Consider the following 14,182-nt stretch of genomic DNA (forward strand, 5'->3'; position numbering starts at 1 on the left):
GAAGGTTACGGGTCAAACCTCTGGTAGCGTATCCAGCGCGGCATCCAACAGGGTATCAAACCAATCGTCATCTTCCTCTAGCCGTGCATCAACCTCTAAAAGTTGTTCTTCTATTCCTGGCTCACCCGCATAATGAAGGCTGTAATCCCAATCCTTCCCCTTCGTGCTGAAGAACGTAATTTCATAGCCGGCTTTGTGCGAGTTGACTTCAAAGACGGTTTTGCCGAGGTACGACCCGTCCTCCTCTCGCTTCATTTCTGCGCGAACAATCTTTAACTCGGTCATGCGTATCGCAACTCCTTTATCTGGCATAAACTTATTTTTATGAATGGACAGTCTTCTTGCAATATCTTACCATGATTTAAGTCAATAACAATATGCAGAACTTGTACGGAGGTAACTTCACTTGCCGAAACGAAAAAAAGCTGTGCTATCTCCCGCGAAAATATTAACCTTCGGTTTTGCGATGGTCATCACGCTTGGCGCATTTCTGCTCTCGCTTGCTCCCGCAACGGCGGAGGGTCATCGTCTTGGGTTGATCGATGCGTTTTTCACCGCGACTTCGGCCGCTTGCGTGACCGGACTTACGGTCGTGGATACCGGCACACATTTCACCGTGTTTGGACAAGTCGTTGTCCTGCTGCTGTTACAGATCGGCGGGCTTGGTTTTACGACGGTCGGCACCTTGATCTCGCTCGCCTTCAACCGCCGGATTTCGCTGCGCGAACGGCTGGTATTGCAGGAATCGCTGAACCATCATCAGATCGGCGGATTGCTTCCCTTGATCCTGCGCGTCATGGCGTATTCCTTGACAATCGAAGCGACCGGCGCGCTACTCCTATTCGTCCGTTTCGCCCAGGACATGCCGATTGGACAAGCGATATATTTCGGAATCTTTCATAGCGTTTCGATATTCAACAACGGCGGCTTCGATTTATTCGGTCGAATTTACGGACCTTTTAGCGGGTTGGCAGCATATGCCAGCGACCCGTTCGTCAACCTTGTTGTCATGCTTTTGATATTCCTCGGCGGGATTGGCTTCATCGTGATTGCCGACTTGCTGGGTTACAGGCAAAACCGGCGACTGTCACTCCATACGAAGGTCGTTCTGACGATGTCCGGCATCCTGACGGCCGTCGGCGCCATTATTTTATTGTTGATCGAAGCGAATAATCCGCATACCCTAGGCCCGATGAATGGGGTGGATCGCATCTTCGCCAGTTTCTTTCATTCTATCAGCTCCCGGTCCGGCGGAGTCAGCACCGTACCCGTGGCGGATATGGAGCAATCCAGCCAGTTTTTGCTGATCTTGCTCATGTTCATCGGTGCGGCTCCGGGATCAACCGGCGGCGGGATCAAAATCACGGTATTTGCCATTTTGCTCGGGGCGATGTATGCGATGATGCGCGGGAATCGGGATATTATCTTCTTTCGGCAACGATTGCCCAAGGCTTCGATCATTAAGGCGATTACGCAAACTTGGCTGGCGATGTTTCTAGTCATTACTGTCGCCATGGTGTTATCCGCGCTTGAGGACGCTCCGTTCCTGACGTTGCTCTTTGAGACAACCTCCGCGTTTGCCACCGCCGGTATGAGCCTCGGCCTGACGCCAGAGCTGACCGAGATCAGCAAAGTGCTGCTCAGCGCAGTGATGTTCCTCGGACGGATCGGACCGCTGACGCTGGCTTATGCAATTAACTCGGGGACCAAAAAGGAATTGCTGAAGTACCCGGAAGGCAAAATTATTATTGGCTGACCCCTTCGGCCAACATTACAAATTCGTAATGAGATAGTGTATGATAAGACAATAACCTATTTCCAAAGTATGGAGGAGACCGTATATGTCCGATTTTCAAACGAAACTGGAAAAATATGCAGAACTGGCCGTCAAAATAGGCGTAAACGTACAGCCCGGCCAAACCCTGATCATTAATGCGACCATCGATTGCGCTGAGCTCGTCCGTCTGATTGTCAAGCAAGCTTATGAAGCCGGCGCCAGATTTGTCAAAGTGAACTGGAGCGACGATGTAGTGACTCGCCTTCGCTATGATATGGCTGCTGAGGATTCCTTCCTGGACGAACCCAAATGGTACGCCGGTGAAATGCTGGAATTCGTGGAGAATGGCGCGGCCGTGCTGCACGTAATTTCTTCCGATCCCGATTTACTGAAGGGCGTATCCACCGAGCGACTCACCAACCATCAGAAAACGTACGGCAAAGCGATGAGTAAATATCGCGAGATGCAGATGTCCGATAAATTCAGCTGGTCGATCGTTGCGGTTCCCTCCAAGGTTTGGGCGGATAAAGTGTTCCCTGACCTTCCGGAAGAACAACGTGTTCAAGCCTTGTGGGAAGCCATCTTCCGCACAGTTCGCTTGGATCAGCCAGATCCGATTGCCGCTTGGCAGCAACATATTGACAATTTGACACAGAAATCCGATTATTTGAACGCAAAACGTTATAAAAAGCTGCATTATAAAGCTCCTGGGACGGATCTCACGATCGAGCTTCCGGAAGGCCACCTGTGGGTTGCCGCCGAAAGCATCAACGCGCAAGGTAATACGTTCCTGGCCAATCTGCCTACGGAAGAAGTCTTCACCGCTCCGCTCAAAACGGGAGTAAGCGGAACGGTAGCTGCTACGAAGCCGCTCAGCTACCGAGGTACCATTATCGACCGCTTCTCGTTGACCTTTGAAAATGGACGAATTGTGGATTATCAAGCAGAAGTTGGCGCCGACGTTCTGAAGCAACTCGTCGAGTTGGACGAAGGTTCGCATTATCTTGGTGAAGTGGCGCTTGTCCCGCATAACTCCCCGATCTCTCAATCGGGCATTTTGTTCTACAATACATTATTCGATGAGAATGCCTCCAACCACCTGGCGATCGGCAATGCCTACGCCTTTAACCTGGAGGGCGGGAAATCGATGTCCCAAGACGAACTGGCGAAACGTGGATTGAATTCCAGCTTGGCGCACGAGGACTTTATGGTCGGGTCCGCGGAGATGGATATTTTTGGAGTCACTGCGGATGGCAAGGAAGAACCTATCTTTGCTAAAGGAAACTGGGCAATCTGATCTGAAATTCAAAAAGCGCCTCCCCGGCAGATTCGTTCTGCCAGAGGGGCGCTTTTATCATGTTCGCACATCAATTGGATGATTCGACATTCACAGATCGCGTGGATGACGTATAAGCTCGGCTCCGTTGGATCATCACCGCAGTCGCACTTAAGAGCACCAGTAATGCTAGGAATCCGGACAATATCCATGCCGATAAGTCAGCACCGCCAAAGTCCATGCTCTCTCCCATCATGAGGGGCAGTAACGCGCCCCCAACGCCTCCAGAGGCAATCAATAAGCTGGGTGTCGTTTCCTCCGTGCCCGGCAACAGCTTATTAGCAAAAACGAGCGCGATGGAGAACAGCCCCGACATAAATAACCCAAACAGAACGATCAGCGTAAACAGCAAAGCGAGTCCTCCGCTCATCGCAAACAAGGAAATGACGATGAAGCTGATCAGACAACCCAAGGCCACATAACGGCTATAGGAGATTCGCTCCGCGACGACCCCGGCAAATACTCGTCCAAACGTCATGGCCACCCAGAACAAGGTTACGCTGAAAGCGGCGGTTGGTTTATCGATCCCTAGCTTCTCAATCAGTAGTGAAGGCAAGAAATTGACGAAGCTCATCTCTGTACCAACGTACACGAAGAAGAACACAAGAAAGACAACGAGCAGCAACCCTCGGGTTCCCTGATAAGGCTTCAGCCAATTCCCCTTCTCTGCCGTCTTCTCGCTCCTAGCCTGAAGGGTCTCTTTGAACTCACCGAAACGGCCTTTTCCCCAGGCAAACAATAGGACGAATGCCAGAACCGAAACCAGAAGAAACGTGTATCTCCAGTTCTCCAAACGTATAAAAGCCCCGGCAGCCAGCGGCATCAGAAGCGCCCCGAGTCCGAAGAACACCTCCAACCGACTCATTGCCACGGCGGTTCTTTCCGTGAAGGTAGCGATAATAATCGTTCCGATTACCGCTTCAATCATCCCAAACCCAAAGCCAGCTACGGCCCCAACAACGTACATCCACTCCCATAGCGGGAGCAGCGTATAAACGAACTCCGCCGCGCACAACATCCCGGTAGCAATTAGCAATCCGTTCAGCTTACCGAGTCTTGCAATCAACAAAGGGCATAGTAGAACTCCCACCAAGAAACCGGAAAACTGGGCAAAGATCAGCAGTCCTCCGTCTCCGTAATCTCTCCCGTAATACTCCAGCAAACTAGGCATCAACGATCCCACTACGACGTGAGCCAAACCGATCAACAGATAGGACCAGCATCCCATCCAAAATAAACTTTTCACGTATTCTCTCCTCTCGCCTCACAAAGCTGCAGAAAACACACTTCCTTCATTGTAATAGATCTCACCCGCTACGTCATCTGTTGAAACCTGGCGAAACCCATCAGAATTTTGTGATGTCTATGGAAAAAGATTCCTTTTATAGTGAAGATAGAGTAAAATTGGGATAGAGTGATTGGTAAAATGGGGTTTAGGATACGAGATAGAGAGGTAACTTTATGTCCAGTCGGTTACAGTATTTACTTACCGCAAATTATTTGGAACTGCCTGAACAACTGCAGGAAGAAGTCTACTACGCCTTTTTCGATTTGGTATACGGAACCATCTATTATATGGTGAAGGATCATCAAGCAACCGAAGACATTCTTCAGGAAGCGTTCCTGATGGTAGTCCTCAAGAAGCCGGCTATCGATAACGAAATCAGCTTACGCGCGTGGCTGAGAACGGTCTCCCGGAATATGGCCATCACCTATTTACGTAAGAATCGGAAACATGATTGTACCGTGGACTCGGATTGTGCGATTCAGGAAGTCGCCGCAACGACTTGGCCGGAGGATTCGGTAGAGGGTTGCGTGGAAACCAAGCTGTTAGAGGAAGCCATCAGTTCGTATTTACATCATATTAAGCCGGAATACCGCGAGTTGCTTGAATATCGCTGGAAGCAAGGCCTCAGCTATAAAGAAATTGCCGATCGAATGGGTTTATGTGAGAATCTTGTCCGGCAACGGTTATACCGTACCCGGGAAGGAATTAGAAAAATGCTGAATACGCAATGGGACGAGCAAAAACCGGATGCCTCGATCTAATCGAGACATCCGGTTTTATTTGAATTTAAGCGCCTGCTTCTTCCAACGGCAAGAGCTGTTGCCGTATAAGCTTCACGCGAGAGATTCTCTTGTTGTCGGTTTCCTCTACCACGTAAGTATATTCGCCGTATTCCACGGTTTGCCCCACCTGAGGTGGCAGAATATCGATGCGTGAATACAACCAACCGCCAATCGTATCATAATCGTCGGAATCCAGCTCCAGACCAAATCGGTCATTAATCGACTCGATTAACATCAACCCATCGATCGAATACTCACGAGTATCTAGCTGCTCGATGCCGGGGCGTTCCTCGTCAAACTCATCCTGAATTTCGCCGACGATCTCCTCGACGATATCCTCCAACGTGACCATCCCGGAGGTTCCGCCGTATTCATCAATCAGAATGGCGATTTGCGTTCTCCCCCGCTGCATGCGTTTCATTAAATCGCTGATTGGAATAGATTCCGGTACAGCCATGATCGGACGGATTAAATCGCGTAGATTGCGGGTTTGGGAGCGAATCAAATCTTTAATATGAATAAATCCGATAATATGGTCTTTATCCTGATTGCAGACAGGATAACGGGTTCTTGTGCCTTCCAACGCGATTTCCAGGTTCTCTTCCAGGGTATGCTGGGTGTACAAACAAATCATTTCGGTTCGGGGAATCATAATCTCTCGAGCGGTGGTATCCGCGAACTCGAAAATATTATCCACCAGCGACATTTCCGTGCTGTCGATCAAACCGCTTTCGCTGCTCTCTTTCATCATCACCCGAATTTCTTCCTCCGTATGCAGCGAGTCCTGCTCCGATACCGGTGCGATCCCGAATAACCGCAAGAGGCCGGAAGAAAGTCCGTTTAAGATCCAGATGAACGGGTACATCAACCGGTAAAATATACGCATCGGCCAGGCGAACCATAACGTAATGGTCTCGGCTTTGCGGACGGCGATTGTCTTCGGGGCCAGTTCCCCTAACACGATATGAAGAATGGCAATGAGAATAAACGAAACGGCGAACGAAACGATAACCACCGGTCTTTCGCCAAATCCCATCATTTCAAACAGCGGTCCAAGTATGCGAGCTACCACCGGTTCGCCTAGCCAGCCGAGCCCAAGCGAGCTGAGGGTAATCCCAACCTGACAAGCCGACAAATAGCCTTCTAATCGGCCTAACTGATCTTTAGCGATTCTCGCATTCCTTCGGCCCTCTTCGGCTAAAGCCTCGATCCGGGAGTTCTTCACCTTCACGATGGCAAATTCGGCCGATACGAAAAATCCGTTTAGCAACACCAATAACACCATGAATCCTACAGAATAAAGACTCGGTAAAGGGTCACCCAATACGTTTCCTATTCCCGCCGGTCTGGCGACGAATAGGTGCACCTCCTTCGTGGATTGAAATCATCGAACATCCATTGCTTTGCATATGAGAATTGCAGCTTTAATTTCCCAAGGGATTTCATCTCCTTTAGCCGTGCGGTTGCATCCTGTATGATGAATTCTTCTTAATTATATTATTATACACTACACAGTCAAACGCTGCGGTATTCCTGACGAACAGGCGTGGCAGGCTTGAAAAAATAAAAAAGGCCCCCTCTTGGCAAGGGGACCTAAGCAGCTTATCTTCGGGTTGGAGGCGGAGAACCGATTACGCCAGGATATTGATAGACGAGCGGTTCGTCGAACGTCGCATAGTCGAAATTAACCATCAGCATGACCGTCCGCACACCGGTTGTGGGATCGCTGATGATGATATGGTCACGGCCGGCGGCTTCCAGCACGCCCTTGAAGATCTTCGCGTTCCATTCGCTGTTGTTCTCGTATGTCATGTAGAATGTGCCGATTTTGCCTAAATTCAGACGGAAAATGTTTTCGATGTACGATTGCTCATAGTTCTGAATCGGCATGGGCATGACCGTGCCGCCGGGCGTCATTGGGCTTCCACTAGGCACTTGCGGAGGCATTCCCCCTCCCGTTTGCTGTGGGTATCCGCCTAAGCCAGGCATTGACGGATAAGTACCATGGCCTGCGGGATAAGCTGCTGGCCGAAATTGCTGAGTAAACATGCAATTCATTCCTCCTCATAATTGATCTAACGAAATGTTGATGTTAATATACGGCAGGGCAATCTCCTGCGGATGGAGAGAAGAAACAGTGTGATTTGAACCGACCGGTGTTTTGCTGGTTATACCAGGTTGCCGGGCAATCTCCCGCAGGCCGAAAAAACCATAAGGCGTTGGAAGCCGGCCAGACCCTTTCGCCATTGATGACGCGCTGCGCCAATCGAATATCGCGATCACGAGCCCTCTGGTAGAAATAGCCCTTCACGGTTGCTTCGAACCCGCCGGGATTTTGAAATACCATTCGGTTCATGTCACGGATATTCTGGAAGTCAAGACAATTGCCCAAGATCCGGTTGACCCCGACATTGCCGACCATCAGCATGCCCTGTTCGCCTTCTCCTTCCGCCTCTGCGCGCATCAGGCGCGCCAGCAGCCTTACATCTTCGGAGTTCGCTTTAATGACAGCCAAATTGGCTCCTCCTCCCTCTCTGCTGAACGATATATCTTATGTGCTCCCGCCTATCTTGGTGCTTGAGCGCTGGTAAAAATTCGGTGTCAAGACTTCGTTTGTCCATCCACATGTGAATACGGTTACAATATTGAACATTTCGTGACTATTTCTATGGACGCGCTTACACGAATAGCATATACTGTAGATGAATAACGTTTCTTTATACGTTTTTGCTGGTTTCTTTATAAAACGGTTGCTTCATTTTACCTTTTTAGGAGGTTACCTCATGAGAATCGCGATTATTGGCGGCGGCCTGGCCGGGCTTACAGCTGCTGCATACCTGTCGGACCACAGCGATACGTCCGGAACAGTGTTTGAACGGAGCCCGCAGCTCGGCGGACGGGCCTTCACTTATGAAAAATCGGGATTTACTCTGAACTACGGAGCACACGCAGTATATGGCATCGATAGACATACGCTCCATTCCATGGAAGAAGAACTGCATTTGAAATTCCAGAGCAAACAGGTGGATAAACGTAAGGTGGTATATGCCAAACACGGTCATTTAACCCCTGCCCCGCTCGATTTCGTCAACATTATGAAAACGGATGTGCTGACAGCAAGGGAGAAAGTCCGGTTCGTCGCCGAAATCGCTGCCGTGATTGGGAATATCCATCATTTAAAGCAGCATCGAACACTCGGGGATTATTTGAACCACTCACATGCCTCAGCTGAAGTCAAAGAGCTATGGGAGCATCTTGTGTGTTCCAACTTCTTCATTACACCGGAGGAAGCACGCAAAGTGTCCGGTGAGGTGATCGCTGAATATTATCACAATCTGTTCCTCTCAGGCCGCCCGGTCAGTTACATTCTTGGCAGTTGGGCGACGATCACAGACCAATTGATCGATAAAATCGGTGACAACGAGGCTTGGGACATTGCCGTTAAGGAACCGGTCGAATCGATTACGATGGAAGACGGTAAATTCGTGCTGAATACGAAAACTCGGCAACAACTTGTATATGATCAAGTGATCTTCGCGATGCCGGTGCAGCAGGTGACCAAACTGCTGGAGGATACACCTTGGGCGAGTACGATGGAGCCTTACAAGAATAACACTTCGACAGAAGTACTCGTTTACGATGTGGGCTTCTCTAAAGTCGTTGCCCGTCCCTTCCACTATATCAGCGATATGGATCATAAAATATTTATCAGCGATGTCTCTGCTACCGATTATACGGTTGCCCCCGTTCACGGACAGTTGCTTCAGGGGATTGCCTACTTGAACGATGACTTCACCGACGAGGAGCAAAAGAAGCAATATCTGGAGCTGAAGACGCAGCAAATGGAGGCACTGTTCGATAAGTATTATCCAGACTGGCGCGAATTTGTAGAGGTGAAGCGTGTCTCCAAGAAAGCGATGGTAGCCAGCGTCAAGAACATTCACACCAACAAACTGTTGCCTAATCGTCTGGCCGGCGTGCCCTTCTTCTTCTGCGGTGACGGCTGCGAAGGCAAAGGCGAGTTAGCCGAACGCGCCTTCTCCAGCGGTCGCGCTGTCGCTCAGTCGATCCTGGAACAAGCGCAAACCAAAGCCTTAACCATCTAAAGAGTCTTATTGAACATGGATTTAATCAAACAAAAACAGAAGCGTATTCGCAAGAGTCGACGACGAGGTCTGACTATCCGTTACGCTTCTGTTTTTTGATGTTCGATCGGTTTCAACCTTGCCCTGCCTGCCTTTCGTGTCATTTTTGCGGATCCCGGAACCTTGACTTACCCGGAGCTATGCGATTTCCGGTATTCCTGCAACTCGGTTCGATAGGTTCGGCCCGCCCGCTCGAACCCGTGGTATCGGCGGCCCTGAAAGGTCAGCTTCCCTTCATCCCCTTCCGCGCATTGCCCGTATTCCGTTCCGGATACGACAAACTCCAAACGGTCGCCGCTTTCGACCTCGAAGGTCACATAATACTTCGTGTCGGATCGGTTCACTGAGGTGTCGGTGTCATGGCGGTGGCTGACCTCAGTCCGCTTGCCGACGATGACGGACTGGACGCTAAGCACCGGCTGTCTGTTATTTCCGATGGAGCGAAGAATCCCTCTCGCTGCCGTTACTGCCAGGATCCCAATGATTACAACAAACAGGATCGGCAGTGCCGTTTCCACTACGCCAAACATTTCCGTCCAAGATTGCATCGCGTTGTCCCTCCTTCAAGAGGTTGCTCCGTACCCGCTGTTCTCCCCTTTCCCCCTAAGTATATGCCGACCCGAAATGAAACTTGTTATTCAACGTGTCCAGAAAATATGCCACTCTTGTCCACGATATCGATAGAAAAACCAAAAACCCCCGATTCGAACTTACGAACCGGAGGTTAATTGGGTACACAAGAGGTTTGATCTGAATTAAGCATAGTACTCGAATAACAGTTGACGGGTTTCTTCGGCGCCATCGGCTTCCATTTCGAATTCCTCGTCAAGCCCTTTCTCTGCCCAGCATGCTTTGCATTGTTCTTCGGTCGTGCACAGGTGAGCATCTTCGCAGTTGTAGCAAAACTGAAGATAGTTGCGGGTTACGGTTTCTTCTTGAACTGTCGTTTTCATTAGGGATCCACTCCTATCGTATTGGGGAGCGCTAGCTCCGTTTTTATTGACTTTGTTGTTGATCTTCCTTACAAGTTAAATATATCACAAAGTTTAAGGAGTGCACGTGATAAATTTCACAATATGATGAACGTCACAACATTTCTTTAGATTTCACCTGAAAAAAAGCACGGCACACCGTGCCATGCTTGATTTTATCCCCCATCTACAACACCTGCCAGCTCCGTCCCCCATCTTTCGTTTGCATGAGCAATGAGCGCTGTTGATCCTCTTTGGCAACGAGCAACCAACCCACCTGGGAGGTGAAAAACTGTAGTTTTATTATTTCAGGGTAGCCCTTCAGCGTTTCGATCAATTTCTCATTATCCGGCAGCGGCTCCCAACTCGCCCCCTGATCCGACGTATAATAAACGGTTGAATCAAGGATCGTCCACCCTTCGTTCCAGGTTAAGAAGGTTGGGGCGAGCTTCTCGTTTAGTCCCGTCTGCCAGGACAACTTAAATGGGGCTAATGTCCAACTGATACCGGCGTCCTCGGTGAAGTAGCCGTTAAATTTTGTAGAGTTGCCACGGCTGCAACCGACGGGAACCCAGCCCTCTCTGGCGCTGCCCGAGAAGAAGGATACGGTTCCAATTGTAAAGCTGTCACAGGTCTTGTACTTGTCTAAGCTGAAGAACTGTTCGCTTTTTGTCCAAGTCAATCCGCCGTTTTGGGTCAGGTACAAGGTCGGGAACCCATCCTTCAACTCACTGACAAAACCGCGGTGCGGACTCGTAAACGCCATGGATGGATCAATACCAGGAGTTTCAGCAGGGTGATCGGAGGACAATAAGCTTACAGGATCGGTTCCCCCGAGTAACGCTTCAAAGGACTGTGCGCCGTTGTCCGTTGCATATAATGACCTTTGGCCGCTCTCTCGCGAGGTACCCTCGGATAATATCCATCCGTTCGCCGGGTCGGCGAACACCATCGCCTTTACTTCACCGGTTCCCGGGAATGATGTGACCTTCCAAGTCACTCCGCCATCCTTCGTCCGTAGGACAATCGTATCTCCGGAACCTGCAGAATTACGTACGATAAAGCCATGATTCGGATCGAGAAAGAAGATATCCTTGCCATACTCGGGTGTGGTCGAAAACGGCACCGAAGCGGCGGGAGAAATATTCGTCCAGGTTTTGCCATTGTCTTCTGTGATATACAGCCGCAGTTCATTACGCGTATTGCCCCAAGCTAACCCTGTCGCGGCGCTAAGCAGTTGGAAATCGGTTAGCCGGGTTTGAATCTGGTAACGGTTGTTCTTGTTCTCCGCCGAAGCGGCGGCGGGATTTCCCTGGTTTTCGGATGCTTCCGGATTAATTACCGTAAGGGTCTGCCCTTCCTCGGAAGGCTCGTTCTGAACAGGAGCGGCAGCCGGAGGCGGCGCGGACGTGCATGCCGTCAGAAGCAGGACCAACACCAGGGCGGTTCCGGCTAACTTGTGCCACAAGCTCAACCTGAACCACCTCGCTTTCTGCATAAACTAGTTCGTCTCTCATTATACCATAGGCGATTTCCGTAGTTATAGACGCGGATCATTCCCGAAATTAACGGTGAAATGCTGATCCGGTTTGTAAACGGCAAAGGCATAACCCTTACTTTGCAGGTATTCGATAATTTGCGGCAATACCTTCACGGTCTGCGCTTTCTCGTGCAGTAAGATTACTTCCGTATTGCGGTGCGTTTGACGCTTCACTTCTTTCAGGATCGAGCTGGGGCTGTCCGGATATTTCCAATCTTTCGAATCTACCGTCCAATCCCACATCTTAAAACCGGCCTTGGCGATATCACCCCGGAACTTCTCTCCGATTTCCGGTTTACTGCCATATGGAGCCCGTATCAGCTTCGGCGTAGTTCCGGTCAGCTTCTCAAACAATTGCTGTTCTTTCGTAAATTCCTCGACAAATTTAGCAGAGTCGTTCCCGTTATACAATTTCTTCTTGTTGTGCGTCATGCTGTGCAGCCCGATATAATGACCGGTCTCCAGCGTCTGATTAACGGCTTCCTTGTGGCTGCTAAGCTGATTTCCGATCATAAAGAACGTACCGTGAATCTGATAACGCTCCAAAATATCAAGCAGCGGCTCCGTGTATTTGCCTGGTCCGTCATCAAAGGTGAGATAAATGACCTTCTGCTTCACCGGGGTTTGAGGTTTCTTGTCGGGTACCACGGGAGGTTTCGTCTCGACTTTTGGCTGAACGGGAGGCGCCGACTCGTCTACTACCGGTGTTACACTAGGTTCCGCCGCAGACGGTGAAGGCTCCAATCCAGTTGGCGCAACGCTCTGTTCTTGCTCGCCCTCTTCTGCAGCCGCCAACTTCGCCGGTATCATCACGCGGGTGGGCTTCTGAAACGGGAACGATTCATGGAGCAACGGGGAGACTGCCACCGCAGTCAGTGCCAAAGATGACGCCGCTAGTACGATCGCTGCCGTTATTACGAGTTTCACCGTCCGCGTTGAACTAGTACGTGTAGTACGATCTCCATGCTTATCACTTCGTCTTCCGTAAGGCGACATATGGTTCACCGAATTCCTCTCTCTTTTTCCTATTTACTAGAATAATATAAAGCGAGAGTTTCGTCCTTACAGAATCGTTAATCGATGGTTACAAAGTGATAACAAGTTTCAAAATACGCCATTTGGTTTACATAATATTTATTATGTAATACTTCTATTAAAACTGAATATTCCACATTTTACTTTAAATTTTGAGCTTATTTCAGGTACAATGAATTTGGGGCGAACTACATATCGCTCGCTTCTTCATGGGAGCGACAAAACGACCTATGCGCTTGCAACATCACAGGTTAAGAATACAAGTAATGGCGCAAGATAAGGTACCGAGAATAGAGACGAGGAGATGAACAAATGAAAAACAAATTGCGTTCCAGCCGGGTTGTTATCATCGGCACAGGGGCGGTTGGCGCAACGACCGCTTATACCCTGCTGTTAAGAGAACGAATTTCCGAGCTGGTATTAATTGATGCCAATAAGGAAAAAGCGCTTGGTGAAGCGCTCGACATGAACCACGGACTTCCATTTACCGGCGGGGTTAAACTTTGGGCCGGCGATTACAGCGATTGCGCCGATGCCGACGTCATCGTGATCGCTGCGGGAGCCTCCCAACGTCCTGGAGAGACAAGAATCGATTTACTTAAGCGGAATGCCGGCATTTTCGACAGCATCATCCAGAATATTGTCAAATATAACGACCACGGGATTATCTTGGTGGCCACGAACCCGGTTGACATCCTATCTTATGTCACCCTGAAGAAGAGCGGATTCCCGTCTAATCGCGTGATTGGTTCCGGGACCCTGCTCGACAGCGCGCGGTTCCGTTATTTGATCGGACAGAACAAGAAAATTAACCCGCGCAGCATCCATGCGCATATTATCGGTGAACATGGAGACTCGGAGCTTCCGCTGTGGAGCTTGGCCAACGTTGCGGGGATCGGGTTGGAGTTCTCCAATGAGGATCGCGAGGAAATTTTCAACAGCACGAAAAACGCGGCTTACGAGATCATTAACGCCAAAGGTGCCACTTCGTACGCGATTGCGCTTGCGCTAGACCGGATCATCGTCTCTATCCTGCAGAACGAAGCTTCGGTACTGAACGTATCAACGCTGCTTACTGATTATAACGGAGTTTCCGACGTATATCTCGGTGTGCCGAGTATTGTGGACCGCTCCGGCGTTCGCGAAGTGTTGGACTTGAAGTTGAGCAACGAAGAGTTGACTCAGTTCCATGCCTCTGCGAATAAACTTAAATCGGAGATCGCCAACCTGGATCTGTAATAAACAAAATAAGAAACGTCCGGACTGCAGTTATGCGGTACCGGACGTTTTCTTATTCAATCAATTCAC

General features: G+C 49.7%; 14 protein-coding genes. 5 read left to right on the forward strand and 9 right to left on the reverse strand.

Features of this window, described 5'->3' with window-relative positions; genetic code table 11:
- Positions 1-12: 12 nt before the first annotated feature.
- Positions 13-285, reverse strand: a complete 273-nt coding sequence (locus M0651_RS06160; RefSeq protein ID WP_248550967.1) for a hypothetical protein — start codon at positions 283-285, stop codon at positions 13-15.
- A gap of 181 nt (positions 286-466) precedes the next feature.
- On the opposite strand from M0651_RS06160, the gene M0651_RS06165 reads away from it, so the two are divergent.
- Positions 467-1,756 carry a TrkH family potassium uptake protein gene (locus M0651_RS06165; RefSeq protein WP_372490895.1) on the forward strand — a complete coding sequence of 430 codons (1,290 nt, stop codon included), beginning with the start codon at positions 467-469 and terminating at the stop codon, positions 1,754-1,756.
- Between the two features lie 85 nt (positions 1,757-1,841).
- Entirely contained in the window at positions 1,842-3,074 is a 1,233-nt protein-coding gene (locus M0651_RS06170) for an aminopeptidase (RefSeq protein ID WP_248550969.1), read from the forward strand.
- Positions 3,075-3,144: 70 nt separating this feature from the next.
- Here M0651_RS06170 and M0651_RS06175 read toward each other — a convergent pair whose 3' ends face one another.
- Complete coding sequence (locus tag M0651_RS06175; RefSeq protein ID WP_248550970.1) at positions 3,145-4,359, reverse strand: MFS transporter; 1,215 nt, start codon at positions 4,357-4,359, stop codon at positions 3,145-3,147.
- Between the two features lie 215 nt (positions 4,360-4,574).
- On the opposite strand from M0651_RS06175, the gene M0651_RS06180 reads away from it, so the two are divergent.
- Positions 4,575-5,162 carry an RNA polymerase sigma factor gene (locus tag M0651_RS06180; RefSeq protein WP_248550971.1) on the forward strand — a complete coding sequence of 196 codons (588 nt, stop codon included), beginning with the start codon at positions 4,575-4,577 and terminating at the stop codon, positions 5,160-5,162.
- A gap of 25 nt (positions 5,163-5,187) precedes the next feature.
- Here M0651_RS06180 and M0651_RS06185 read toward each other — a convergent pair whose 3' ends face one another.
- From M0651_RS06185 to M0651_RS06195, 3 genes are all read right to left on the reverse strand, one after another.
- Complete coding sequence (locus M0651_RS06185; RefSeq protein ID WP_248550972.1) at positions 5,188-6,468, reverse strand: hemolysin family protein; 1,281 nt, start codon at positions 6,466-6,468, stop codon at positions 5,188-5,190.
- A 317-nt stretch (positions 6,469-6,785) separates the two neighbouring features.
- Entirely contained in the window at positions 6,786-7,232 is a 447-nt protein-coding gene (gene gerQ / locus M0651_RS06190) for a spore coat protein GerQ (RefSeq protein WP_248550973.1), read from the reverse strand.
- 43 nt (positions 7,233-7,275) lie between these two features.
- On the reverse strand, positions 7,276-7,698 hold the full coding sequence (locus M0651_RS06195) for a cell wall hydrolase (RefSeq protein ID WP_248550974.1): 423 nt from the start codon (positions 7,696-7,698) through the stop codon (positions 7,276-7,278).
- A gap of 268 nt (positions 7,699-7,966) precedes the next feature.
- On the opposite strand from M0651_RS06195, the gene M0651_RS06200 reads away from it, so the two are divergent.
- Entirely contained in the window at positions 7,967-9,289 is a 1,323-nt protein-coding gene (locus M0651_RS06200) for an FAD-dependent oxidoreductase (RefSeq protein ID WP_248550975.1), read from the forward strand.
- A gap of 167 nt (positions 9,290-9,456) precedes the next feature.
- Here the strand turns inward: M0651_RS06200 and M0651_RS06205 are convergent, their stop codons facing one another.
- From M0651_RS06205 to M0651_RS06220, 4 genes are all read right to left on the reverse strand, one after another.
- Positions 9,457-9,876, reverse strand: coding sequence for a DUF2500 domain-containing protein (locus tag M0651_RS06205; RefSeq protein ID WP_248550976.1), 420 nt, complete (start codon positions 9,874-9,876; stop codon positions 9,457-9,459).
- 207 nt (positions 9,877-10,083) lie between these two features.
- Positions 10,084-10,281 (reverse strand): hypothetical protein, encoded by a 198-nt coding sequence (locus tag M0651_RS06210; RefSeq protein ID WP_248550977.1) that lies wholly within the window; start codon positions 10,279-10,281, stop codon positions 10,084-10,086.
- A gap of 205 nt (positions 10,282-10,486) precedes the next feature.
- Positions 10,487-11,773 (reverse strand): beta propeller repeat protein, encoded by a 1,287-nt coding sequence (locus tag M0651_RS06215; RefSeq protein WP_248550978.1) that lies wholly within the window; start codon positions 11,771-11,773, stop codon positions 10,487-10,489.
- A 66-nt stretch (positions 11,774-11,839) separates the two neighbouring features.
- Positions 11,840-12,766 carry a polysaccharide deacetylase family protein gene (locus M0651_RS06220; RefSeq protein WP_248550979.1) on the reverse strand — a complete coding sequence of 309 codons (927 nt, stop codon included), beginning with the start codon at positions 12,764-12,766 and terminating at the stop codon, positions 11,840-11,842.
- Between the two features lie 420 nt (positions 12,767-13,186).
- Between M0651_RS06220 and M0651_RS06225 the strand changes: the two genes are divergently transcribed.
- A complete protein-coding gene (locus M0651_RS06225; RefSeq protein ID WP_248550980.1) occupies positions 13,187-14,113 on the forward strand; it encodes an L-lactate dehydrogenase in 927 nt (308 codons plus the stop codon).
- Positions 14,114-14,182: the final 69 nt, after the last annotated feature.

Source organism: Paenibacillus mellifer, assembly GCF_023195895.1.
GTDB classification, from domain to species: Bacteria; Bacillota; Bacilli; order Paenibacillales; family Paenibacillaceae; genus Fontibacillus; species Fontibacillus mellifer.

Excerpts from the sequence above, each read along its gene's own strand:
- M0651_RS06205 (WP_248550976.1), bottom strand. The coding sequence starts at position 9,876 with ATGCAATCTTGGACGGAAATGTTTGGCGTAGTGGAAACGGCACTGCCG.
- M0651_RS06225 (WP_248550980.1), top strand. The coding sequence starts at position 13,187 with ATGAAAAACAAATTGCGTTCCAGCCGGGTTGTTATCATCGGCACAGGG.
- M0651_RS06210 (WP_248550977.1), bottom strand. The coding sequence starts at position 10,281 with ATGAAAACGACAGTTCAAGAAGAAACCGTAACCCGCAACTATCTTCAG.
- M0651_RS06180 (WP_248550971.1), top strand. The coding sequence starts at position 4,575 with ATGTCCAGTCGGTTACAGTATTTACTTACCGCAAATTATTTGGAACTG.
- M0651_RS06165 (WP_372490895.1), top strand. The coding sequence starts at position 467 with ATGGTCATCACGCTTGGCGCATTTCTGCTCTCGCTTGCTCCCGCAACG.
- gerQ (WP_248550973.1), bottom strand. The coding sequence starts at position 7,232 with ATGTTTACTCAGCAATTTCGGCCAGCAGCTTATCCCGCAGGCCATGGT.
- M0651_RS06200 (WP_248550975.1), top strand. The coding sequence starts at position 7,967 with ATGAGAATCGCGATTATTGGCGGCGGCCTGGCCGGGCTTACAGCTGCT.
- M0651_RS06185 (WP_248550972.1), bottom strand. The coding sequence starts at position 6,468 with ATGGTGTTATTGGTGTTGCTAAACGGATTTTTCGTATCGGCCGAATTT.
- M0651_RS06160 (WP_248550967.1), bottom strand. The coding sequence starts at position 285 with ATGACCGAGTTAAAGATTGTTCGCGCAGAAATGAAGCGAGAGGAGGAC.
- M0651_RS06170 (WP_248550969.1), top strand. The coding sequence starts at position 1,842 with ATGTCCGATTTTCAAACGAAACTGGAAAAATATGCAGAACTGGCCGTC.